Source organism: Acinetobacter portensis, assembly GCF_010646905.1.
Taxonomy (GTDB): Bacteria; Pseudomonadota; Gammaproteobacteria; order Pseudomonadales; family Moraxellaceae; genus Acinetobacter; species Acinetobacter portensis.
Genome location: NZ_JAAARQ010000002.1, coordinates 2,147,109 through 2,172,021 on the forward strand (window position 1 = coordinate 2,147,109; position 24,913 = coordinate 2,172,021).

21 protein-coding genes are annotated in these 24,913 nt (G+C 35.8%); 11 read left to right on the plus strand and 10 right to left on the minus strand.

The window, feature by feature from the left end; all coding sequences use genetic code 11:
- Positions 1-102 precede the first annotated feature (102 nt).
- From GTK57_RS10205 to GTK57_RS10225, 5 genes are all read left to right on the plus strand, one after another.
- Entirely contained in the window at positions 103-855 is a 753-nt protein-coding gene (locus tag GTK57_RS10205; RefSeq protein ID WP_152874175.1) for an electron transfer flavoprotein subunit beta/FixA family protein, read from the plus strand.
- Positions 856-873: 18 nt separating this feature from the next.
- A complete protein-coding gene (locus tag GTK57_RS10210; RefSeq protein ID WP_163123272.1) occupies positions 874-1,806 on the plus strand; it encodes an FAD-binding protein in 933 nt (310 codons plus the stop codon).
- Between the two features lie 348 nt (positions 1,807-2,154).
- Positions 2,155-2,766 (plus strand): hypothetical protein, encoded by a 612-nt coding sequence (locus GTK57_RS10215; RefSeq protein ID WP_330221022.1) that lies wholly within the window; start codon positions 2,155-2,157, stop codon positions 2,764-2,766.
- Positions 2,767-3,069: 303 nt separating this feature from the next.
- Positions 3,070-6,042: a DNA gyrase subunit A gene (gene gyrA / locus GTK57_RS10220; protein ID WP_163123278.1), complete on the plus strand. Its 2,973-nt coding sequence runs from the start codon at positions 3,070-3,072 to the stop codon at positions 6,040-6,042.
- A gap of 80 nt (positions 6,043-6,122) precedes the next feature.
- Complete coding sequence (locus GTK57_RS10225) at positions 6,123-6,563, plus strand: DUF3887 domain-containing protein (protein ID WP_152874196.1); 441 nt, start codon at positions 6,123-6,125, stop codon at positions 6,561-6,563.
- 45 nt (positions 6,564-6,608) lie between these two features.
- Here GTK57_RS10225 and GTK57_RS10230 read toward each other — a convergent pair whose 3' ends face one another.
- The 6 genes from GTK57_RS10230 to GTK57_RS10255 form a co-directional block, all read right to left on the minus strand.
- Positions 6,609-7,775, minus strand: coding sequence for a type I restriction endonuclease (locus tag GTK57_RS10230; protein WP_163123281.1), 1,167 nt, complete (start codon positions 7,773-7,775; stop codon positions 6,609-6,611).
- Positions 7,776-7,877: 102 nt separating this feature from the next.
- Complete coding sequence (gene gltP / locus GTK57_RS10235; RefSeq protein WP_152874169.1) at positions 7,878-9,167, minus strand: glutamate/aspartate:proton symporter GltP; 1,290 nt, start codon at positions 9,165-9,167, stop codon at positions 7,878-7,880.
- Between the two features lie 256 nt (positions 9,168-9,423).
- The gene (locus GTK57_RS10240; protein WP_152874168.1) at positions 9,424-10,521 is read right to left on the minus strand and encodes an ABC transporter permease; all 1,098 of its coding nucleotides are present in this window, start codon (positions 10,519-10,521) and stop codon (positions 9,424-9,426) included.
- Positions 10,518-11,648: an ABC transporter permease gene (locus GTK57_RS10245; RefSeq protein ID WP_163123284.1), complete on the minus strand. Its 1,131-nt coding sequence runs from the start codon at positions 11,646-11,648 to the stop codon at positions 10,518-10,520. The genes GTK57_RS10240 and GTK57_RS10245 overlap by 4 nt, the downstream gene beginning before the upstream one ends.
- The gene (locus tag GTK57_RS10250) at positions 11,648-12,727 is read right to left on the minus strand and encodes an HlyD family secretion protein (RefSeq protein WP_163123287.1); all 1,080 of its coding nucleotides are present in this window, start codon (positions 12,725-12,727) and stop codon (positions 11,648-11,650) included. The genes GTK57_RS10245 and GTK57_RS10250 overlap by 1 nt, the downstream gene beginning before the upstream one ends.
- Before the next feature lie 18 nt (positions 12,728-12,745).
- Entirely contained in the window at positions 12,746-14,188 is a 1,443-nt protein-coding gene (locus tag GTK57_RS10255) for a TolC family protein (RefSeq protein WP_228720339.1), read from the minus strand.
- Between the two features lie 428 nt (positions 14,189-14,616).
- On the opposite strand from GTK57_RS10255, the gene serC reads away from it, so the two are divergent.
- Positions 14,617-15,696 (plus strand): 3-phosphoserine/phosphohydroxythreonine transaminase, encoded by a 1,080-nt coding sequence (gene serC / locus GTK57_RS10260; RefSeq protein ID WP_163123290.1) that lies wholly within the window; start codon positions 14,617-14,619, stop codon positions 15,694-15,696.
- Positions 15,697-15,780: 84 nt separating this feature from the next.
- On the opposite strand, the gene GTK57_RS14575 is transcribed toward serC, so the two are convergent.
- Both GTK57_RS14575 and GTK57_RS10265 read right to left on the minus strand, forming a co-directional pair.
- On the minus strand, positions 15,781-15,921 hold the full coding sequence (locus GTK57_RS14575; RefSeq protein WP_171500249.1) for a hypothetical protein: 141 nt from the start codon (positions 15,919-15,921) through the stop codon (positions 15,781-15,783).
- A 422-nt stretch (positions 15,922-16,343) separates the two neighbouring features.
- Positions 16,344-17,273 carry a hypothetical protein gene (locus GTK57_RS10265; RefSeq protein ID WP_163123293.1) on the minus strand — a complete coding sequence of 310 codons (930 nt, stop codon included), beginning with the start codon at positions 17,271-17,273 and terminating at the stop codon, positions 16,344-16,346.
- A 248-nt stretch (positions 17,274-17,521) separates the two neighbouring features.
- Here GTK57_RS10265 and GTK57_RS10270 point away from each other — a divergent pair, with 248 nt between their 5' ends.
- Positions 17,522-17,989 (plus strand): YaiI/YqxD family protein, encoded by a 468-nt coding sequence (locus tag GTK57_RS10270; RefSeq protein ID WP_163123296.1) that lies wholly within the window; start codon positions 17,522-17,524, stop codon positions 17,987-17,989.
- Between the two features lie 9 nt (positions 17,990-17,998).
- A complete protein-coding gene (locus GTK57_RS10275) occupies positions 17,999-18,907 on the plus strand; it encodes a DMT family transporter (RefSeq protein ID WP_163123300.1) in 909 nt (302 codons plus the stop codon).
- A 1-nt stretch (position 18,908) separates the two neighbouring features.
- On the opposite strand, the gene GTK57_RS10280 is transcribed toward GTK57_RS10275, so the two are convergent.
- The gene (locus tag GTK57_RS10280) at positions 18,909-19,481 is read right to left on the minus strand and encodes a PilZ domain-containing protein (RefSeq protein WP_152874163.1); all 573 of its coding nucleotides are present in this window, start codon (positions 19,479-19,481) and stop codon (positions 18,909-18,911) included.
- Between the two features lie 23 nt (positions 19,482-19,504).
- On the opposite strand from GTK57_RS10280, the gene GTK57_RS10285 reads away from it, so the two are divergent.
- From GTK57_RS10285 to GTK57_RS10295, 3 genes are all read left to right on the plus strand, one after another.
- Positions 19,505-20,740 carry a lipoprotein-releasing ABC transporter permease subunit gene (locus GTK57_RS10285; RefSeq protein ID WP_152874162.1) on the plus strand — a complete coding sequence of 412 codons (1,236 nt, stop codon included), beginning with the start codon at positions 19,505-19,507 and terminating at the stop codon, positions 20,738-20,740.
- A complete protein-coding gene (locus tag GTK57_RS10290) occupies positions 20,733-21,416 on the plus strand; it encodes an ABC transporter ATP-binding protein (protein ID WP_163123303.1) in 684 nt (227 codons plus the stop codon). Before GTK57_RS10285 ends, GTK57_RS10290 begins: the two co-directional genes overlap by 8 nt.
- An 84-nt stretch (positions 21,417-21,500) precedes the next feature.
- The gene (locus tag GTK57_RS10295; RefSeq protein WP_163123306.1) at positions 21,501-23,927 is read left to right on the plus strand and encodes a DNA internalization-related competence protein ComEC/Rec2; all 2,427 of its coding nucleotides are present in this window, start codon (positions 21,501-21,503) and stop codon (positions 23,925-23,927) included.
- Here the strand turns inward: GTK57_RS10295 and GTK57_RS10300 are convergent.
- Positions 23,917-24,858: a lysophospholipid acyltransferase family protein gene (locus tag GTK57_RS10300; protein WP_163123309.1), complete on the minus strand. Its 942-nt coding sequence runs from the start codon at positions 24,856-24,858 to the stop codon at positions 23,917-23,919. The genes GTK57_RS10295 and GTK57_RS10300 overlap by 11 nt on opposite strands.
- Positions 24,859-24,913: the final 55 nt, after the last annotated feature.

Below are 24,913 nucleotides of genomic sequence, written 5' to 3' on the forward strand. Positions count from 1 at the left end.
GAAATGCCATACGCATTGCAAGATAGGACACCTAAAAAATTTAAGTGAAGAGTTCTAATATTCTTCTCAACATTTACATTTGCTAAAACAGCCGAGGATTACATGAAGGCTCTTGTTGCTGTAAAACGTGTGGTTGATGCCAACGTTAAAGTTCGCGTTAAACCGGACAATAGTGGGGTTGACCTTACTAACGTTAAAATGTCAATTAACCCATTCTGTGAAATCGCAGTGGAAGAAGCGGTTCGTTTAAAAGAAAAAGGAACTGTTTCAGAAATCATTGTTGTTTCTATTGGTCCTAAAGAAGCTCAAGAACAAATCCGTTCGGCTATGGCACTTGGTGCTGACCGCGGTATTTTAGTTGAAGCTGATGACAGCCAACTGGGTGCTCTTGAAATTGCAAAAATCCTTAAAGGCGTTGTAGATGCTGAACAGCCTCAACTTGTCCTTCTTGGTAAGCAAGCAATTGATGATGACTCTAACCAAGTAGGTCAAATGCTTGGTGCACTTCTTGGTGCAGGTCAAGGTACATTCGCTTCAGAAGTTAAAGTTGAAGGCGACAAGGTACAAGTAACTCGTGAAATCGACGGTGGTTTGCAAACTGTTGAGCTTGCGCTTCCAGCTATTATCACAACTGACTTACGTTTGAATGAGCCACGTTATGCTGCGCTTCCAAACATTATGAAAGCGCGTAAAAAACCGCTTGAAACTAAGTCACCTGCTGATTTTGGCGTTACTTCAACAACTAAACTTAAAACAGTTAAAGTTGAAGCTCCTGCTGAACGTAAAGCTGGCGTACAAGTGAAATCTGTAGATGAGCTTGTTGAAAAATTGAAAAATGAAGCGAAAGTGATCTAATACAGAAGGATAAAAATCATGAGTATTTTAGTTATCGCTGAGCACGACAACAAAGCACTTAATGGTGCAACTTTAAATGTTGTTGCTGCTGCGCAAAAAATTGGTGGTGATATCACTGTATTAGTAGCTGGTTCTGGCGCTCAAGCAGTTGCTGACCAAGCAGCTAAAGTTGCAGGCGTAAGCAAAGTATTACTTGCTGATGATGCTGCTTATGCAAATCAATTGGCTGAAAACGTTGCTAAATTAGTTGCTGAATTAGGTAAAGGTTATACACATATCCTTGCTGCTTCTACAACAACAGGTAAAAACGTTCTTCCTCGTGCGGCTGCATTGTTAGATGTAAGCATGATTACTGATGTTATTGCTGTTGATAGTGCTAAAACGTTTAAACGCCCAATTTACGCAGGTAATGCAATTGCAACTGTAGAATCTGGTGAAGCGATTGTTGTAGCAACTATTCGTGGTACAGCATTTGATCCTGTTGCTACAGAAGGTGGTTCTGCATCTGTAGAAGCTGCTGCATCGCAAGGTGATGCAGGTATTTCTAAGTTTATTTCTGAAGAAATTGTGAAATCAGAACGTCCTGAATTAACAGCGGCTCGTATTGTTGTTTCAGGTGGTCGTGGTGTAGGTTCAGGTGAAAACTATCACACTGTACTTGATCCATTAGCTGACAAGCTTGGTGCTGCTCAAGGTGCATCACGTGCTGCGGTAGATGCAGGCTTCGTACCAAATGATATGCAAGTAGGTCAAACTGGTAAAATCGTTGCACCTGACTTGTACATCGCTGTTGGTATTTCAGGTGCGATTCAGCATTTGGCAGGTATGAAAGAGTCTAAAGTGATCGTTGCGATTAACAAAGACGAAGAAGCACCGATTAATGCAGTTGCTGATTACTGGTTAGTAGGCGATTTAAATACTGTTGTTCCTGAATTGGTTTCTAAAATCTAATTCTGAATGACTTAAAAAAGCACTCATTAATGAGTGCTTTTTTATTGCTATGAAAATTAGATTAAATTCAACACTAAAAATAGAACATGCAATTCTAAAAAAAGAATAATTTGTATGTTGTTAATTTATTTAAGTATTTTTAATAGTAAGCGTATTGTTAGAGTGATATACCAATATTAAGCTGATTGTAAAATCTACATATTTTATGTATCATATTGATATTTAAAAATAAAAAATCAAACCTTGTCTTTTTGATCTTCCTTTTTGCACTTATGGCTTTTGTTAATTTATGTTAATATTCTCGATTATCTTAAAACATTTCTTATGAATATTCTCATAAGATGTGGAGTGACTCCCTTGTTAGTTGAATATCGTATAACGTGGCCCGTTATTGTATTTGCTGTATTAATTTTTATCTTCCCATTCTTAGCCGATCTACATATACCATTATTTAATGGAATGTTGGTTACATCTATAGAAGCCGTCCAAGCTTTACTATTACTATTTTTTGCCATTTTTACATATGTTTATATGAAGCCTTTGCAACTTAAAAATGGTCAAAAACAATTTTGGTTGTGGGCTATTTTTTGGTGGGTGCTTTTATTTGGTCGTAGTACAAGTTGGGGGCGTGATTATTTTCCTGATGTTCCAAGATCTTACTTTCGAGTAATTTCTATTTTTGTAATAGCACCCGTTGTATTCATGCTTTTTTCACCATATTTGCGACATGAAATTGTAAATAAGCTGAGAACAGCAAAGTTATCGGCTTGGGCAATTGTCATTGCTGTTTTAGGTTTGATTATTGCAGATAGCATTGAGCATGGGCGAATGATTGCGCCAGTATTCTTACATAACTTGAAGTATCAAGATTTCATGGAAGAGTTATACGAATTTCCACTTATTATTGGATTGTTTTTAATTGCTTTACCAATAATGAAACAAGATAAGCGAATAAGCTAAGTCATTATTTAATAAAATTTTGTCTAGTTGGCTAAATTATTCTTGAATGTAAAAAGAATCATATATAAAAATTTAAACCTCCATTCTTGGAGGTTTTTTTTAGCTAAAAATTAGGTAAATTGATTAAAATAACTGCAAAAAATCATGGTTATAGTTAATTTTGTTTGGCACAAAGACATTGGCTTTTATGCTATAATATTTAACTATGTTTTATTTTTAGTTAGGTCATTTTTGACTAACTTTTCACTGATTTGACGATATATAAATGCGGGCAGAATTCTGCTTGTATAACAAGGAGTATGCATGAGCGTATCGGAAATTAGACCGATTGCCATTGAGGATGAACTCAAAAACTCGTATCTAGATTATGCAATGAGCGTGATTGTATCACGTGCCTTGCCTGATGTACGAGATGGTCTAAAACCAGTTCATCGTCGTGTGCTTTTCGCAATGCACGAATTGGGCAATGACTACAACAAAGCGTACAAAAAGTCTGCCCGTGTGGTCGGTGACGTAATTGGTAAATATCACCCTCATGGTGATTTTGCTGTTTATGAAACGATTGTTCGTATGGCGCAAAACTTTAGTTTGCGTTACCAATTGGTTGATGGTCAAGGTAACTTCGGTTCTGTCGATGGTGACAGTGCAGCAGCAATGCGTTATACCGAAGTCCGTATGCGTAAGTTAACTCATGAACTTTTAGCTGATTTAGAAAAAGATACAGTTGAATGGGAAGATAACTACGACGGTTCGGAACGTATTCCTAAAGTCATGCCTACGCGTGTACCCAACTTATTGATTAATGGTGTAACGGGTATTGCTGTTGGTATGGCAACAAATATGGCGCCGCATAACATGACTGAGGTTGTGAATGCGTGTCTAGCTTATGCCAATAATCCAAATATCAGCATTGAAGGTTTGATGGAGTATATCTCTGGTCCTGATTTCCCGACTGGCGGTATTATTTATGGTAAATCAGGAATTGTAGATGCTTACCGCACAGGTAAAGGTCGTTTACATATTCGTGGTAAATACCATTTTGAAGAAGATCAAAAAACAGGTCGTACTACCATTGTCTTCACTGAAATTCCTTATCAAGTGAACAAAGCAAAAACGATTGAACGTATTGCTGAGTTAGTGAAAGAGAAAAAACTTGAAGGTATTTCAGAGCTTCGTGATGAGTCTGATAAAGATGGTATGCGTATTGCCATTGACTTAAAACGTGGTGAAAATGCTGAAGTGATTGTGAACAACTTGTTCCAAAACACTCAGTTAGAAAATTCATTCAGCATCAACATGGTTTGCCTAGACAACGGTCAACCAAAATTGATGAATTTGAAAGACATCATTGCTGCATTTATTCGTCATCGTCAAGAAGTGGTAACGCGTCGTACGATGTTCGAATTACGTAAAGCACGTGAGCGTGGTCATATTTTAGAAGGTTTGACTGTTGCTTTAGCAAATATCGATGCAATTATTGAAACCATTAAAACATCTGCAAATCCACAAGAAGCACGCGAGCGTTTACAAGCGGGTGAGTGGGCAGGTGGTGGCGTTGTCGCATTACTTGAAAAAGCAGGTTCTGTTTCAGTTCGTCCAGATGAAATTGAAGGTGAAGATCCAAGCCGTCCATTTGGTTTGGCTGGTGATATTTACCGTTTATCTCCAACGCAAGTGAATGCGATTATGGAACTTCGTCTGCATCGTTTAACGGGTCTTGAACAAGACAAGTTGCATGCAGAATATAGCGAAATTTTGGCAACAATTGCTGAATTAACTGCAATTTTGAATGACTTCAATTTATTGATGGATGTTATTCGTGAAGAACTTGCACTAATTCTTCAGCAATATGGCGATGCGCGTAAAACTTCAATTGTTGAATCACGTATCGACTTCTCTCGTGAAGATTTGATTCCTGAAGAGCAAATGGTGTTAACTGTTTCTCAAACAGGTTATGCAAAAACTCAGCCATTGTCTGATTATGCTGCGCAGCGTCGTGGTGGTCGTGGTAAGTCTGCAACTTCAATGAAATCAGATGATTACATTCAGCATCTAATTGTAACATCGAATCATGCAACGGTTCTTTGCTTTACCAACGTTGGTAAAGTTTACCGTCTGAAAGTGTATGATGTGCCACAAGCTTCTCGCGGATCGAAAGGTCGTCCAATGGTGAACTTATTGCCACTGGATGAAAACGAGACAATTACAGCAATTTTACCTGTAATTGATGCACCTAAGAAATTCAAAGAACGTTTGGCAGACTTCAAAGCATTTGTGAAAGCCAATGCTGCAACACTTCAAACCAATGAAGTGATCAACAGTCATTATGTAGAGCTTGAAGCGGCATTAACTGAGTCAGAAGATGGTGCAGATGATATTTCTGATGCATTGCGTATTCAGTTAAAACAGCTTGGTTTAGAGTTATCTACAACTGATCTTGATGATGACATCATCAATGATTTTGCTCAGCAAGCAGAAGCGGTTCGTAAGAACTTCTATGTCTTCATGGCAACAGCTTCAGGAACAATTAAACGTGTTGAATTAGAACAATTTAGTAATGTTCGTTCAAATGGTTTACGTGCAATTGAGTTGAAAGAAGAAGATACCTTAATTGGTGTTGCAATTACCGATGGCGAACAGCAAATTATGTTGTTCTCTAACGAAGGTAAAGCTATTCGCTTCGCTGAAACTGACGTACGTTCAATGGGTCGTTCTGCAAAAGGTGTACGTGGTATGCGCGTAACATTTGCAGCATCTGTTGTAGAAGATGATGTTGAAACAGATGTAGATTCAGATGATGAAGATACTTCAGATTCGGCATTTGTTAGTCGTATTGTTTCATTGGTTGTTGTACCAGAAACTGGCGAAGTACTTTGTGCTTGTGCAAATGGTTATGGTAAACGTACACCAGTAGGCGATTTCCCAACCAAAAAACGTGGTGGTAAAGGTGTTATTGCAATTAAAACATCTGAACGTAACGGTGAATTGGTTGGTGCGGTTTCTATTGATGAAACGAAAGAATTAATGCTTATTTCAGATGGTGGTACTTTGGTTCGTACTCGTGCATCTGAAGTTGCAACAACGGGTCGTAATGCTCAAGGTGTTCGCTTAATTCGTTTAGGTAATGAAGAGATTCTTGTTGGTGTGGTTTCTGTTGAAGCTGTAGAAGAAGATGACTTTATTGAAGAAATTGAAGGTGAAACTTCTGACGTTGAAACAACAAATGTAGATGAAACTGAAGTTGAATCTGATGTAAATCCATCAGAAGAAGATTAAGTTTTATTGTGTAAAAAAGGACGCTTAGGCGTCCTTTTTTTATATACTGAGCATCTAAGATTTTAATGAAAGTGTAAATGATGAAAGTAAAAATATTGCTTTTAAGTAGTCTGTTTGCTTTAACAGGTTGTGACAAGCTTGGTCAAAAGGCAATGGATTCTATTCCAAACCCAAGTCCTGCACAGGAACAGGTTGCTGTAGATGCTTATAATGATTTACGTGATAAAAAATTCGATCAATTTCTTACTTATTTAGAACCTGAATTACAGGCTGAATTTAATAAAAATACGAAAACTTTGCATAAGTTTGCATCTGCTTTACCAAAGTCGGAGCTAAAGCATAAGAAAATTGTGTCTAAGCAAATTGAAAAATCGACCAATAAGCCAAGTTTATACACGGTCACTTATGAATATAACTATGATAAAAACTTGGTTCAGTACGATGTAAGCTTCGATAAGCCGAATGGTAGCACCAAAATTCGTGACCTCAATGTTTCGGTATTTGGTGAATCTACCAACTAATTATGAAATATTGATTGTAAAAAAGGACGCTGAAGCGTCCTTTTTTTATGATGAGCGTTTAAAGTTTTCATCACTTATACAAAATGAAATTGAGTCATTCAAGATACCCACCATACGATACAGATATTCAGGCTTATCTATAAATATTAAGCCATTGGATTGAACATCTAAGCCCGAACGAATAAGTTCGGCTTTTCTCTTTTCATCTACAGGTACAATAAATTGAATGGTTGGTCGTTTGCGATTTACATCATATCTAAACAACCATCTGTTATTTTTATTTTGATATAAAACAGAAAAATAACTTTCAGTATCTTTGGGGGTTAATTCAATGTCTGGCAAAAGTTCTTGGACAATTTGAAAAAGAAGTTGTTCATTCACCGTTGTAATGATTTTATCATTCTCATTATTTACTTGATCGCTAAGTGTATCTTCAGGGCAATTTTCCATGTGTTCATTGATCGTTGGATTCTGCTCAATCGGTTGTGCTGTAATAATAGTGGGGGAAGATAATCCTTTAACAACGGTATCACTAATAGCTTGTTCAACGGCTTGTTTGACGAAGGGTTGTATGGTTTCTAAGAATTTTGCATTTAATTGGCGTTGAATATTAGCTTGCTGAGCAATATAGCGAACAAAGTCTAAATCTACTTCATTGATACTGCGTTTTATAACCGATTTGAATTGTTGGATATATTGGTTTTCTTCAGCGAAAAAACGTAATTTTTCTACATGAAAGTTATCATGTTTAAACTCTGCTAATTGAGTAAGTTCTTCAGCTTTGTGTTTCGTAAAATCAATCGTTAAGAAGGGTTTCTCATCCATAACATTTGGATTAATTAAGTCTGTAAAAAAACGCCATTCACGTCCATTGGTAATTGCACCAATGGTGACACCTAAACTGCTATTAAAATATCTAGAGAGTTGTGGCGCATGATTGGTTAAATTGGCTGAATAAGCCTTAGCTTCTATAAACATTACAGGTTGGTTATTACAATATAAAGCATAATCAACGCGCTCTGTTGCTTTAACACCAGGGAAGTCTGCGGCAAACTCTGCTAGAACTTTTGTAGGGTCATAGGGGTTGAAACCTAATATTTCTAATAAAGGTAAAATTAAGGCTTGTTTTGTTGTTTCTTCTGTAGAGCAATGTGTTCCCACTCTTTTTACATGTTCTATATGATTATTTAATTTACTTATAAAGTTATCCATTTAAATCCCCAGCAAATAAAATGCTTAATATTTAAACAATATAGCGTTATTTTTATAAAATAAAAAGGATGCCGAAGCATCCTTTTTTTTAATCATAAAGAATTATTTGCTGTTTAACTCAAGCTCATATTCTTTACGTTTATCTTGGTCAAATACGCCTTCCCATTTACTAATTACCAGTACTGCCAAAGCATTACCAACAACGTTCAATGCAGTACGCGCCATATCAAGAATACGGTCAATACCAGCAATGAAAGCAAGACCTTCAAGTGGAATACCCACGCTGCCTAAAGTTGCCAATAACACAACAAAAGAAACGCCAGGAACGCCTGCAATACCTTTAGAGGTAATCATTAAAGTTAAAACAAGCGTAATTTCTTGAGTTAACGTTAAATCAATACCATAAAGCTGAGCAATGAAGATTGCCGCAATACTTTGATATAAAGTCGAACCATCAAGGTTAAAAGAATAACCAAGCGGAATCACGAAACTTGTAACTGGTTTTGGCGCACCATAAGCTTCCATTTTTTCCATGATTCGCGGTAAAACAGTTTCAGAGCTTGCAGTTGAATAGGCAAGAATCAATTCATCTTTAAGAATTTTGATGATAGTCCAAATACTGAAGCCACAAATTTTAGCAACAACACCTAAGACAACAAAAATAAAGAAGAAAATTGCGCCATATACAAGAAGTGCAAGTTTTAACAATGGTAGTAGCGATGCGAAACCAAAGTTAGCAACAGTTGCTGCAATTAGACCAAATACACCAATTGGTGCAAACTTCATGATCATGTGAACAACTTTAAACATTGTTTCAGAAACAGCGTTTAATACATTAAGTAATGGTCGTTTAACTTCTTGATCAAGCGCACCTAAACCAATACCAAACATTACCGAGAAGAAAATAATCGGAAGCATTTGACCGCTATTTAAAGCAGCAAAGAAGTTTGATGGTATAACCGAAAGAATGGTTTGTATTAAACCATGGTGTGCTTCACTTACTTGGTGTGTCGTTTCAGCATATTTAGAAATGTCGACTTGTGTAAGCGTAGACATATCGATACCAGTACCAGGCTGGAATACGTTTGCGGCAACAAGACCAACAACAATTGCAATTGTTGTAATAATTTCAAAATATAAAATTGTTTTGAAACCGAGCTTACCAAGACTCTGACCGTGACTATTTGCAATACCTAGAATTAACATAGATACCACAAGTGGCACAACAATCATTTTAATTAGCGTAATGAAAATTGAACCTAAAGGATTCAAGAAATTCGTTACTAAATCATCGCGATATTCAGGAGAATAGTGCAGGATAGAGCCTACCAGTACACCAACAATAAGGGCAATTACGATCTGCCAAGCAAGGCTAATCTTAATTTTTTTCATACTCAGCTCTGAAAATATAGATTAGTTAAAAGAATTCATTGGCAAATTCACATAATGAATTCCTATAAAATAAGAAGATATTATGTGAAATTTGTAAGCGAATTCGGATGGGGCTTATTTTTGCAGTTAATCTAATAAATAGGCTGTTGTTTTTAGTAAATCATGGATCGTTTGGTTAATTATTTAACAGTTTTAGTTGGTAATTCAATCTAATTGTAGGGTTTAATTGGTTTTTTGGATAGTTGTTCGCTTTGTTTTAATCGATGTGTTTGTTTTTTAAACGATACCAAGCCAGTATTAAACAGCCTATAGAGAAACTAAATAAGTAAATTAATTTGGGAATTACAATTGCGGTGGGAGTACCCATTTGATTCAATTGAATAAACATTTGAATCCCTTGAGTAGATGGAAAAGCATTTCCTAAATACTGCATCCAAATTGGCATAGCCGCATGTGGCCAAGCTGTGCCTGAAAGCAGAAAGAGTGGTATAGAAGTAAATACAATTAAGTGTCCTGCGCGCTCAGGTATATCTAAAAAGCTAGCAAGCAATAAACCTATGGCAGTAACACAGCTTACATAAATAGGTACAGCAAGCAACATTCCCCAGAAATTACCGCCATGCGGATAATCATAAAGCCAAAAGGTAAAACCAAATAAATAAAACGCGCTTAAACATCCAATAGTGAAAATGGCAAAAAATATACCCCAAAATTCACTGTGTTGAGGTTGCCATTTAAATTGTCTATAACCTGCAATAAGCATACAAAGTCCTAGAACAAGCGTTTGATGCACAATTAAAGGCGCAATTGCAGGGAATACATAACTGCCATAGCCTGAACGTGTGTTAAATAAAGGAATTTGATGGATGGACATTGCAGGGGAAAAATGTGACACATTGCCAAATTTTTCTGCTTGAGTCGCTAATGTATTTTCAATTGCTGTAGCAAGTCCTAAACCTATTTGCTTTGTTTTTAAAAAATTGGCAGCACTTAAATATAATCCAACACCACCAACTTCACCACGCCTTAAACTATTCGATAAATTTTCAGGTAAAAGTAAAATTCCATCGGCTTTTTGCTCTTTCAGCATTTGTTCAGCTTCTGCAAAATTACTGGTAATTGCTTTTATATCGACATTTGGGCTACTAGCAACATGATTCACAATGGTTGCAGTGGTTACGCTTTGCTCTTCATCGACAATGACAATAGGCAAAAACTCTGCTTGTTGAGCTTTATACGCTGTAGGATAAAAGAAACTATAAAATACGACCGATAGAATAAGCGTGGTCAGAATAGACTGATTTGATGCAATATCTTTAAACGTCTTAAAATAATATTTCAAAAAGTCTTTCATGCTTGCATTCCTTTTATATATTTTTTAAAAAGGAAAACTGCCAAAGAAAAATAGAAAATGACATAAATCAATAGAACAATAAGAGGTGTAATGGACGAAGCAACTGGACTACCAATAACCCATTGTTCTGTTTGTAATTTGGCATAAGGTGTATATGGAATAATATGCGCCCAAAATTTGGTGAAAAGTGGGGCATTATTCAAAGGTAAAGTTACCCCAGCAAAGCTCAAAGATGAACCACCATAAACCGCAATTAAGCCAAAGGTTTTACTTAAATCTTTTGTGATTAAAACAATGACGGTACTAATAAATGCATAGGCTGAATAAAAGAAAACCTGACCCAATAAAATCAGCCACAAATGTCCTGCGACAAACCAACCACGAATTCCGACAAGCCAAATCATCCAAAGCCAAGTCCATGCACTAAAGATTAAAATATAAACCAAATTTTTAGACAAAATTGCTTGAGCAAATGTCTGATCATTCAACCATTGTTTTGTGGTTTTATATTTAAGTTCCTGACCTACAGAAAATGCGACACAACAGCACATCAATAAATGCAGAATGGCAGGAATCATATAAGGCTCTAAATACAATTCATAATTTAATTCTGGGTTATAAAGCGGAGATATTTTTACATTTGGCGTTGGAACATCTAAATAAGGAATATCATTTTCTAAATAATCTTTGCCCATGAAATTGGCTAAAGCTTCTAAGGTGCTGACCAGCATTGCCGATGAAATAGCATTGCCAATACTAAAATAACTTTGATTAAAAACAATGCTAATTTCAGCATCTTTTGCCTGAACTAAACGTTGCTCTGCACCACTTGGAATATGAACATAACCCCAAATTTTATTTTGGTTGAGTAAGTGTTCAGCTTCATCTTGGCTTTGTGTTTGATCTTTAATATGTAGGGTGTGGTTAAGCGCAATGTATCTTTCAATATTTCGGCTTAAAGTGCTTTGGTCTTGATCAATAATCGCAATAGGTAAATGTTCAGGCTTGCCTTGGGCGAACATGCAACTGAATAAAACCACAATAAATAAAGGCGCAAGCGTGACTAGACACAAATCCCATTTATGTTGAATTAAATAATTGAGTTCACGCCAAATGCCAGTAAACATTATTTTGACTCTTGGACTTTAAACAGCACACTCATGCCTACTTTTAAGTCGGGGAGTGCTTGAGTCGGGACTAAATGAACTTTAAAACTGCGAATGTCATAACCACCTGTTTGACGTGTGGTTTTTATGGTTGCAAAGTCACCTTCGGCATCAATGTGTTTAATTTTAAATTGCACCTGTTTATCGAGTGCAGGAACATATCCTTCAAGCTGTTTCGTTTTATAAACATTTGCATATTGATCTTCACGAATATTTAAACTCACCCAAAAGTTTTGATCAATCAAACTTACAACAGGCACGCCCATAGCAACCAGTTCAGATACTTTGCCATAGGTTTTTGAGACAATACCATCAATAGGCGAGAGTAATTGAGTTTCTGCTTCTAAAGCATTGACTTCGGCAACAGCGGCTTTGGCAATATCCACTTGTGCATCTGCGGTGGTTTTTTGTTGAGGTGTACTGCCACGTTGGGCACGTGAATATTGTTGATATGCTGCTTCTGTCATTTCAGATGCTGAAATTGCCGCAGCATGCATTTCATCTTTACGTTGGCGTGAAATCACACCCTCTTTATATAAGTTCGCACCACGTTGATCAGTCGTTTTAGCCAAAGATTCTTGTGCTTTTAAAGATTGCCAATTTGCATATAAGCTTGCAATATTTTCTTCTTGTGAACCACGATTAGTAGTCGATTGAAGTGCTAATGCTGATTGTAAAGAGGCAAGTGCTTGTTGTTTTTTTGCGTCCACTTCTGGGCTATGCAAACGAACAAGCATTTGCCCTTTTTTGACAGCTTGACCTTCTTGTACATAGATATCTTCAATACGACTTGGCACTTTTGTACTGATATGTACAGTTTCGGCTTCAACGCGACCCTGAATTTCAACTGCTTTCGGTTGATATGCTTTCCAAAGTCCAAACGCAATAATGCCTAAAACAATAGGAATGAGCGCAAGAAGAAGAATTTTTTTCTTTTGATTTTCAGTATTTTTCTCAGGTTCAGGTAGTTTATCCGTAGTTGCATCTGGAGATGAAATGATTTCATTCGCAGGATCATTCAAATTTTGATCTTGAGTCATTTTATTTTCCTCTCCAAATTAACGGATATAACGTGTATTAGGTTGATTAATATAGCTTTGGAACTGATCTATCGAGCCATGACTTTGTAATAATGTCGCTAAAGACATCACATATTTATAAGCATTTAACGCTGTTTCTGCTTTTAATGCACTTAAACTATTTTGTGCATCAATCACTTGAGTTGCTGTGCCCATATCTTCTTTAAAAGAAAGTTCTTGAATACGTAAATTTTCTTGAGCAGCTTTCAAGTTTTGTTGAAGTAAAGTATCACTTTGCTGTGCGGTTATAGCTTCGCTATGAGAGGTATAAATAATATTTTCAATTTCTTGTTTGGTGCGAGAGGTAAGTAGTTCGGTTGCATATCTTTGTAATTCTGCTGCTTGCACATTTTTATTGCTGTCGATTCCTGAAAAAAGGTTATATCTTGCAGCAATACCGACAATCCAATCTTGTTTATTATCTAGGCTATATTCGCCAAAAGCAAAAACGTTGGGTTTTTTCGCAGCGCTTTGAACTTTGACATTGGCTTTTGCAAGTTGGGTATCTTTTTGCATTTTTTGAATTAATGCAGATTGTTCAGGAAAGCTTTTGAGCAAGTTATTTAAAGATTGATTTTGTGTGGTATTTACGAACAATGGTGTGGTTAAAGCAGTGACATCACTACTTTGTAAAAGATTATTCAAGCGAAATAAACTTGCTTTATATGATGCATCTGAATTTTGGTAAGTTCGCTGTGCATTGTTTTTTGCAACTTCAAATTGCATGCGCTGACCTTTGCTAATAAAACCTTGTTTTTCGAGTTTTAAAGCATTGTTGTAGTGCGTTTGCATCGCATTGAAGTTGTATTGGCTACTCTCAACAAGTTGCTTTTGTAATTGTGCATTAAAATACGCCTGAATAATTTCGAAGCGTTGAGTATCTTGTTGTTGGCGTGTATTGAGTTGGCTTCTTTCAGCATTAATATTGGCAACTTCTTTGGCGCTTGTGGTTAATCCACCTGTATAAATGGGCATCATGAATGACACCGTTGGACGGATTACCTCATCATCCAAACTGACTTGATATTGATTTGGAATCAGACCAATACCGTCATGTATTCCTTGGTTTATTCCATCTTGCAAACCTGAAATATTTGCCCCAGAACCTTGTTGCCACTGATTGATTTGTGAATCGACACCTTGAGTGAGTGATTGATCTAGATGATTTTTTAATGCGCCTAAAGGAATATCAATTTCTTTATGTAAGGCATAGGCACGAACGTTTAAATCTACACGAGGTAAAGCGATATTTTTGACGGCTTCCGCTTCTAATTTTGCGGCTTGCTCAAGTGCTGTATTGGCTTGCGTTGTAAATGATTCTTTTAATACAGCTTGTTCTGCTTGCATATAACTTATGCTTTGTTGAGCATAAAGTTCACAAGATATTAAAGATGCGAATGAAACAAAGCTAACTTGCACCATACTTTTTATAGATATATGCATTTTCGTTGTTTTAAAGCATTGTTCAAATTGGCTTAACATCATTTCTACTCTTAGAAATAGAATAAAAACAGCAGTATAAAGTATTCATTTGAATTGGTGTTTAACAATATTTGGCGAACAATAAAGAAAATACATTTATATAACATTTTAGCTATCTTAAAGGTATGCATTGGAGAGGGTGGTGATAAATTGGAAAAATTAACTCTTTAAAATAATTTGGATTTTTCAATTTATTGAATTAAATAGTTTTTTTGGATCATTCCAATGCAGATGTATCAGAACGATTGAGATTTTGATTGTAAATGTCCGACAAGATTGAAATTTCTTCAGCTTTAAATACTGCACATATAGCCTATATGTGGTTAAATGCCATCATTTTATTGTGTTTCACTCTGAAAGGAAAAATCATGCGCGCGTACAACTTCTGTGCTGGTCCTGCTGCATTACCTACTGCTGTTTTAGAAAAAGCTCAAGCTGAAATGCTGGACTGGCAAGGTAAAGGTCTTTCGATCATGGAAATGAGCCATCGTAGTAAAGACTATGTTGCGGTTGCTGAAAAGGCTGAAGCAGACCTACGTAAACTCATGAATATTCCTGAGAACTATAAAGTATTGTTCTTACAGGGTGGTGCATCATTACAGTTCTCTGCAATTCCATTAAACCTTTTAGGTAAAAATAATAAAGCAGATTACATTCATACTGGTATCTGGTCTGAAAAAGCATTGAAAGAAGCGCAGCGTTATGGCGATATCAATGTGGTTGAAGCAGGTACAACAATTGATGGTAAACTTGCAATTACAGAACAAAGCACTTGGAACTTATCTGCAGATGCAGCTTATGTTCATTATGCTGAAAATGAAACTATTGGTGGTATTCAGTTTGCAAGTATTCCAGAAACTGACAAGCCGTTAGTTGCAGATTTATCTTCAAGTATTTTATCTGCGCCCATTGATGTCACTAAATTTGGTTTAATTTATGCAGGTGCGCAAAAAAATATTGGGCCTGCAGGTTTAACTATTGTCATTGTTCGTGAAGATTTACTCGATCAAGCAAAACCTGAAATTCCAAGTATTTTGAAATATTCAGCACAAGCGAAAAATGATTCAATGGTGAATACGCCATCTACTTATGCATGGTATTTATCTGGTTTGGTATTTGAATGGTTACTTGAGCAGGGTGGTGTTGAAGCAATTCATAAAGCCAATACTGCAAAAGCAGAACTGCTTTATGGTTATATCGATGCAAGCGATTTCTATGCAAATCCAATTGCCAAAGCAAACCGTTCAATTATGAATGTGCCATTTACTTTGGCAAATCCTGAACTTGAAAAACAATTCTTGAAAGAAGCAGAAGAAAATCATCTTCTTAACTTAGCAGGTCACCGTTCTGTGGGTGGTATGCGCGCAAGTATTTATAACGCAGTTCCATTAGAAGGCGTACAAGCTCTTGTAAACTTCATGGATGATTTTGCGAAACGTAATGCATAAGTTTATTTAAGCAGAATTACAAAAAGCCCATCAAATGATGGGCTTTTTTATATTTGGTCGAATCTAAACGAGAATAATAAGGTCTTAGAAAACGAAAGTATGTAATAAATAAGCAGAAGCAAGCATCCCCAATACAAAAAATAGGCATGACATAAAATCTAATTGGTAGCGATTTCCAATTCGATGTTCCACTTGCTGTAAATTTTCTTCTTGCACGATTCTCATAGATATTATTTCCGATGATCTATTTATCGTTGATTCATAGGTTTGTCATATTTTTAACATAAAAAATTGATTAAATAAAGTACTATTTCAAATTAACTTAATAAAGTTTTTATTTTAGTCATTGAATTGCTCATTATTATAAAAAACCGCGTAAATTCAGGCTTTCAGATTATGTTTATAAAATTGGTTTAGAATAAAAATTATCCACAGTTATTTGAATTTAAAAATGAGATGTTGAATTTAAAACTGTGGGTAACTGATTATTTTTTGAATTTAAATTGATTAAAAAACAGTCTTTAATTGTGGATAAAATAATCAAAATTTAAATAGTGACAATGAAATATAAATATCTAAAATAAACAAAACCTCGAAATTTATGATGCAAAAGCAAAAAAATAATCGAGGTTTTGGTTGTACTTAAATTATTGTTTTATATTAAAAATACTTACTTGTAGCCAGATGTTTCCGCGAATGTATTGTCCAATTTCAAAGCGACTATATTCAGGATTCTTTGTGGCAATACGCGCAAGAATTGCAGGTTGATTTTCTTCTAAGAAAAGTGTGACATCGTATAATGTATATTCATTATCCATGAAATTCATTGATGTTTTGCCTACAATTTTACTTTGGAACCAAGCTTCATCTTCTTGTCCCATGGTTTCGCCATAAAGATATGCCACCATTTTTGTAAAATTTACGGTAACAGGTTCTTTATCATCATCAGATTTAGGCTCCCAAGCATCTAATAACGCTTGAAGATTTTCAGGTGCAACACCGCCATTTTCAGCCAAAATATCATTGAGTGCGCGATGATGCTTAATTGAAGCAGGATCATCGACAACAATTTGTTCATGATCTGAAACGGCTTCTAATTCATAAGCCCAACCATTGAATTGCACTGTATAAGTTTGGTCTTTGTTGTATTTCAGGTGATTGACACTGTATAAGTTGTCAAATGCATAGGCAACGCCAGCACCTACGTTTAATTGAAGTACGGCTTGTGTATTCGATTTTCCACAAATAATACGTTCAATTTTTGCATCAACCTTGTAAGGGCTTTCAAAGGTTGGAAAAGCAGTTTTGACCGCTTTGGGTTTATTATCTTCAACATCAATGACTTGATTTAGTAAAATAGCCGCTTTATTTGGGCCTTGAATTAACCAAGATTGTGCATCCATTTCACACTCTTCTTTACACAACCCCATTGGCATAATTGGCGCATCAAGTGCCAAACCAAGCCATTTTGGTACATCTGTTGCAGGATTATCTGTTAACAGATTCCAATGTTCTACATGGCTACCGAAGCTTTGTTCTTCAATGGTGATCCGTTCAGGACTATTTTGATTTTTCATATGCACAATTGATTTCGGGTTGTATTTATCTATTAGATCGAGGGTTATTCAGAATTTTCAAGTCGAAGCATCGAATAAACTGAAATTATATCTTTTAAGTTACAAAAGACTCATTTAAAGCTAATCAAATTCTAAATAGATGGCAAGTGTAAATACAAATCTACTTAGATGAGTTTAAAAGAGATTATCTATCATATAGCCTAATCAAATTTGTTAAACTTATCCCACACTCATTTCAGGATTAACTTGTGCTGCCATTTAAACTTTGGGTTGATGCCGATGCTTTACCACGTATTTTAAGAGATGTGATTATTCGTGCATCGGATCGTTATCAAATGGAAGTGACATTTGTGGCAAACCAAAGTGTGGGCATTACACCTTCAATTCGTATTAACTCTATTCAGGTCATGAGTGGGGCAGATGTAGCCGATCAAGAAATTGTAGATCGAATGAAGGAGCACGATATTGTGATTACTCAAGATATTCCTTTGGCGGCTCAAGTCATTGAAAAGGGGGGAGTCGCAATTAATCCTCGAGGTGAAATATATACGACTTCAAATATTAAAGCTCGCTTACATTTACGCGATTTTATGGATACGTTACGTGGCGCAGGTGTGCAAACAGGTGGGCCTCCACCGCTTGTAGAGCGAGATAAACGCGAGTTTTCAAGTGCATTAGATCAAACGATTCAAAAACAAAAAAGAAAAACAGCCTAAGAGTTTAAGATGCCGTCTAAAGCGAACTTAATGTCGACCTATGTGTTACTCATATTCATTTGGTCGACAACACCTCTTGCCATTGTTTGGAGTGTTGCTGACATTCATAACTTGTGGGCATTGGCATTACGATTTTTTATTGCATTACCGTTATCTTTAGCTTTGCTTGTACTGTTAAAAGTGAAGTTAAAATTAAATACAATTTCAATTCATAGTTATATTGCGGGTGCTTTTAGTTTTATTGGTTCGCAAATTTTCACTTATTTAGCAACATCATATTTAAGCTCGGGCATTATTGCTTTAATGTTTGGCTTAGCACCTATTATGACAGGGCTGATTGGTCGTTTTGTTTTTAATATTCATTTACATCGATTGCAATGGCTAGGCATGTTTGTTGCTGTTATTGGCTTAGGTGTGATTTGTATTGGTGGTAGTGATCATCATGTTCAGCCACTCGGTATTGTTTTAATGCTGATTAGCGTTTTTGTGTATTGCATGTCAATTTTTTGGGTCAAAAAAGTCAATGCTCCGCTAGAGCCAATGGCACAAGCTTCGGGTTCAATTATTGTTTCTAGTATTTTCGCACTGTGCTTGTTGCCCTTCATTTGGCAGTATGCACCGACGCATCTTCCAAGTACAAAGTCTTTAATTGGCTTGTTTTATGCCGTGATTATGGCTTCTTTACTTGCGATGTTCTGTTACTTCAAATTGGTACAAAATATTAAAGCCACAACATTGTCATTAACTACGGTGATGACACCGATGCTTGCAATGTTATTTGGTGATTTATTAAACAATGAGAAATTAACAGGCATGATTTTCTTTGGAACAAGCATTTTATTGTTTGGTTTGTTTATTTACTTTTATAAAGATTTTATTCAAAGTAAGTCTGTCAAAAAAGCTGAATCTATTGAATAGATCAGCTTTGCTGAGATTTTATAAGTTCTAAAGCTTGGCTTAATTTGCTACGATCTTGTGGAAGTAAACTAATAAAATAAGCACCAGTACGATATGTCCCATTTTCTTCTTGGCGGCAATGAACAATTTGTGCAATGGCGGCAATATGAAAGAAGTTTTCTGGATGGCTTAGTGTAATGTGAATGTAAGAATTATCGGCAAGTGCTTGGTCTGAATAAAAGCTAATACCACTTTCAGATATATTCACATTTGCTGGTACTGGTAACAAGGATTGTACAATTGCATCGTACAAAGTACCTGTGATGAGGTTTAACTTTTGATTGAATAGCGATAAGATGCGTGCAATCTGTTGATCTTTTTCAGATATTTGTTCTATTTCGTGGTCTAAAGCAAGATCGAATTGATCTAACTCTGCAAGTAGAAGAAAATAACGTGGCAACACAAAATTTGAATCATACGGGTCGTTTAGCGCAACTTCTTCAGAAATGACCTGATAGTTGATTCTCAAGGCAGCATCTATGCGTGACATCACTCTGCGGTCATTTTGACCACTTTGATGCTGAAATTTTTCCATAATATTACCTCGGACTAGATGGTATGTTTAAACCAATCTCGCTATATATAGGGTTGAGATACACTCGCGCTAGGCGCAGTAACCATTTTATTTCTTTTATTGCTTTGGTTTCTATGATCGGCCTCACCCTTGGTGTTGCTGTACTCATTACTGTCCTTTCTGTAATGAATGGTTTTGATCGCGAACTTAAGAATCGTGTTCTTGGGATGGTGCCACAAGCCACTGTTTCTTCAACTCAAATATTAACAGATTGGCCTGAACTTGCAAAAAAAATTGAGCAACATCCACATGTGACAGGTGCAGCACCTTTCACACAATTACAGGGGATGTTAACAGCTCAAGGGCAAGTTTCTGGCATTATGGTTACGGGTATAGAACCAAAGTATGAAAAGAAGGTTTCTATCATACAAAATCATATGGTTGAAGGCAGTATTGATAGCCTGAAAAAAGGTGAGTTTGGTATTGTTTTAGGCAAACAGCTGACCGATGCCTTAGGTTTAGGCCTAAATGATAATGTGACTTTGGTTTTACCTGAAGCAACGCCATCGCCAGCGGGTGTTGTGCCACGTTTTAAACGATTTAAAATTGTGGGTATTTTCAGTATTGGTGCCGAAGTCGATTCAATGATGGGCTATATCGCTTTAAATGATGCTTCAACACTTCTACGCCTTCCAGATGGCGCGCAAGGTGTTCGAATGAAGTTGGATGATATCTTCCAAGCACCAATTGTTTCGAATGAAATTGTACGTGAATTACCATCTAATTTTTATGCATCAGATTGGACATTTACCCACGGTAATTTGTTCAGTGCAATTCAAATGGAAAAGGCAATGGTAAGCTTGCTGTTATTCCTTATTGTATTGGTTGCGGCATTCAATATTGTGTCTTCTTTAGTGATGGTGGTCACCGATAAAAAAGCGGATATTGCCATTTTAAGAACTTTAGGTGCTTCACCTGCAACCATTACTAAAATCTTTATGGTTCAAGGAACTGTGATTGGTGTTATTGGTACAGTTTCGGGTGCAATTTTAGGAGTCATTTTGGCTTCAAGCATTAGTAGTGCAGTGGGTTGGATCAGCAGTGTATTTGGTTTAAATCTATTTGATGCCTACTTTATTAATTACTTACCGTCTTATTTAAGATGGCAAGATGTTGTAGTTATTGTGAGCTTATCTTTAATTTTAAGTTTCTTAGCAACAATTTATCCTGCTTTACGTGCTGCGAAAATTCAACCTGCGGAGGCATTACGTTATGAGTAAAGTCGTCCTTGAAGCAAAAAATGTATCGAAGCATTTTACAGATGGTAAAACAACGGTAGAAGTGATTCGTGGCCTAGATTTACAAGTACAAGAAGGGCAGTTTGTTTCTATTGTTGGTTCAAGTGGTTCGGGCAAAAGTACTTTATTGCATGTGTTGGGTGGTTTAGAACGTCCAACAGAAGGTATGGTGTTTTTAAACGGACAACGCTTCGATAATTTAGGTGAATCTGAACGTGGTTTTCAGCGTAATTTACACTTAGGTTTTGTTTACCAATTCCACCATTTGTTGCCTGAATTTACAGCGCTAGAAAATGTCGCAATGCCTTTAATGCTACGTGATGGAACAAGCTACAAGAAAGTGAAAGAACAGGCGGAATATTTGTTAGATCGTGTAGGATTATCACACCGTTTAACACATAAGCCAGGTGAACTTTCGGGTGGTGAGCGTCAACGTGTCGCAATGGCACGTGCCTTAGTTGCTAGACCTGCGGTTATGCTTGCAGATGAACCAACAGGTAACTTAGACCGTAAAACAGCAATTAAAATTTTCGAATTATTAAGCGATTTACGTAATGAGTTTAATATGGCAATGCTGATTGTCACGCACGATGAAGCACTTGCACAATCTGCCGATAAAATTTTGCATATGCAAGATGGTGTTTGGGTAAACGAATAAATCCAAAAATACGACAAGTAACCTTGAAGCTCACTTAGGTGGGCTTTATTATTGCGTCCAATAATTAAAATTTAGATAACAATAATGATTCAAATCATCTGTGCAGGATGGATCTTCGGCATCAGTTTTTTAGGTAAAAATATTCATCCATTTTTTCAGTTATCAACGATTAGTTTTTATCTTTTTGCTACCTTGCTTGTGGTTGAATTTGTAATTCATCTACGTATCAGTAATAACTATTTAAGGCTGATGAATGCACTTTTTGCATGTGCAATTGCAACAGTTTTAGGGATGAGTTTTTCAAACCATCAATTACTAGAGCGACTGAAATATAGAGTAGAAAAAACAGATGATGTAGAGATTGTTGTTGCAGTAAACTCCTTAAATCAATTGAAACCTGAAACAATTCAACAGCAATTGGTGGTTTTAAATCAATTTGAAAAACCTATTATTTGGAACAGTTCACTTAAAATTGAGCAGCATGAAGCGCTAGAAATTGGGCAATATTATCGCTTACAAGGAAAAGTTTCACCCATTCATAGTTATGCAACGCTAGGTGTATTTGACATTGAGCAGTGGTATATACAGCAAAACTGGATGGGGAATTTTCAAATTAAAGCGGTTGAAAAGCTCTCTGAGCAAGATATAAAAACGCTTGGTTACACCGCTTATGTGAAGCAAAACCAAAGCTTCTTGGCAAAGTTTAAACGGTGGGTAGAGCTTCAGCGTTTAGATATTCGTCATTTTATTCAGAAACAACCCATACAACATAAAGGTCTTACACTTGCATTATTAACAGGCGATGAAAGCTTTCTCAATAAACAGATAGAAGCGCAATTTCAACGCTTTGGAATGAGTCATTTACTCGCAATTTCAGGGCCTCATGTCTTAATTTTTGCTTGTATGATGTGTTGGCTTATTCATCAAATAATTCAAAAATATTGCCCGCAAATTTATTTAAAAATTCCCAAGCAATATTTATTGATTTTTCCATTTTTAAGCTGTGTATTTTTATATTGTGCTTATGTGGGTTTTGAAATTCCTGCATTAAGAACTTTGTTGGTAACGTTGTTAGCGAGTGTATGGATTCTATTTAAATTTCCTATTAAAGCCCTAACTTTATTGCTCTTAAGTGCATCATTATTATTAATATTCGATCCTTTTAGTATTCTATCCGCAGCATTTTGGCTGTCTTATGGCGCGTGTTTTGTATTATTAAGAATTTATCAAACCATACAAGAACAAAATTTTGAAAGTCGAAATATTACTGAAAAAGTGATTCAAGCATTAAAAATTTTAGTGGAATCTCAGTGGAAAATTTTCGTTGCATTATTTCCATTAATGATCATTTTCTTTAAACAGATCGCTTGGATTACACCATTAAGTAATTTGTTTGCTATTCCTTTTATTGGTTTAATTATTGTGCCTTTAGATGTTTTAGCGGGAATGAGTTACTTTTTATTTGAGCCTTTAAGTCAGTTATTTTTTCAAATTAATAATCTGTGTATTGCTTTGCTTCTTTCTATAATGAATGGCATTTATGCTATTTTATCTCCACAGCTGATTCCTATAGCAATGAATTTTTGGATGATGTTATGTGTGATTTTATCATTTATTATTCTATTTTTACCTCAAGGACTTGTGCCAAAATTTTGGGCTGCTATTTGTTTGTTACCCTTTATTTTGAGTGAAAATACTAAGCATCCATTTGAACTTTCTATTTTAGATGTAGGGCAAGGGCAATCTATATTTATCCAAGCTCAAAATCACACTGTTATGGTGGATACAGGTGGATATTATGATGAAGAAAAATTTAGTGTGGGTCAGCAAATTATTCAGCCATTTTTATCTGTAAAAGGCTTCCGTACAGTGAGTCATTTATTTCTTACGCATTTAGATCAAGATCATAGTGGGGCATTTTCATATTTGAAAAATAAGTTGAATTTTGAGCAAGTTTATTCAAATGAACAACTTGATATTTCACCATCTTTTAAGTTTGAGTATTGTCAAAAAGGACAAGTTTTTCATATTAATCCTCATATAAAAATTGAAGTACTCTCGCCAAAGGCGGAGCAATTAGCTGTTGCAAAATTTGATAAAAATGAAAATTCTTGTGTGTTGTATGTTCAGGTATTGAATGCCAAAAACTATCAAAATTATTTATTAATGGGTGATGCAGGCTGGCAAACTGAATATGAGATTTTGCAGGCATATCCAAATCTAAAGGTAGATGTATTGGTACTTGGTCATCATGGAAGTCAGCATAGTTCTTCTTATGCATTTCTAGAAAAAATTCGACCTAAAATGGCAATTGTTTCGGCAGGTTTCAATAATCGTTATGGGCATCCTAGCGCAATTGTAGAGACTCGTTTGAATGAATTGAATATTCCATTTTTAAGCACGATTGAAAATGGAACGATACAATTTTCACAGAATAAAAAAGGCGATATATACATTAATAAAGAACGTGATCAAAGGCTTTGGTTAAAAAGAAATAATCTTAGATCATAGGGTCTTGCTGACGTACTTTTTCAACCAATGTTAAAGCATTCTCTGTAGGAATATCATAAATTGTAAAAAGCTCAGGATTTGCACTAAAACGTTTATAGCTCCAATGGTAATTTTCTGGATTTTTAAGTATTAAAGTTTCGATGGCTTTATGAATAATTTCTGTGCCTTGTTCGGCTGTTTGTGAATAAATAGAAGGGTCGATTTCTTCTATAAAAATATCGAAAGAACTATTTTCATTGCGTAGTGCGTACATAAATAATGCAGCAGCTTTGGTTTTTTGAATAAGCTTCGCACTTAAATTACTTGAAAAAAGTGGAATACCAAAATAAGGAACGAGTTCGCCAATAGAATCGGGTGAATGATCTGGCAAAATGACGGTTGTACCACCTTGTTTAAGCGCTCTAAAAATTTGACGAACGCCAGATTCATCTGTAGGTACTAAATTCGCTTGTTCACGGCTTCGTGCGTTACGAACAAAATCATCGGCAGATTGGTTCTTAATGGGTTTATACATGATGGTCATTTGAGTGTGCTGTGCCAGCCATGCATTCATAATTTCCCAAGTACCAAAATGCGGCATGATTAAAACCACACCTTTATTTTGGGCAAGTGCATTATGGAATAAATGCTCATGATGAACTTGATGAATTCGCACAACATTTTTATGACTTTCTGCGCCCCAAATATGAAAAAACTCAAAATAAGAAATCAATTCATTTTGTATGGCATTTTGCCCAATTCGATTTCTTTCAGCCTGACTCAAGTGTGGTAATGCAATTGCTAAATTCAAACGAATAACATGAGATGTTTTGGTTAACTTTAAAGTATTCACCAATAACGCAAGAAACTTTGCAGTAAAGCGAGCAACAGTAAGAGGTTGGCGACTTACAAAATTTATTAAACGTGTAAAATTTGAATTTTTTTGAGTCATTGTCTTAAATTTTGTAGAAAGCTTAGGGGCGTGAGAAATAATTCAATTTATTATA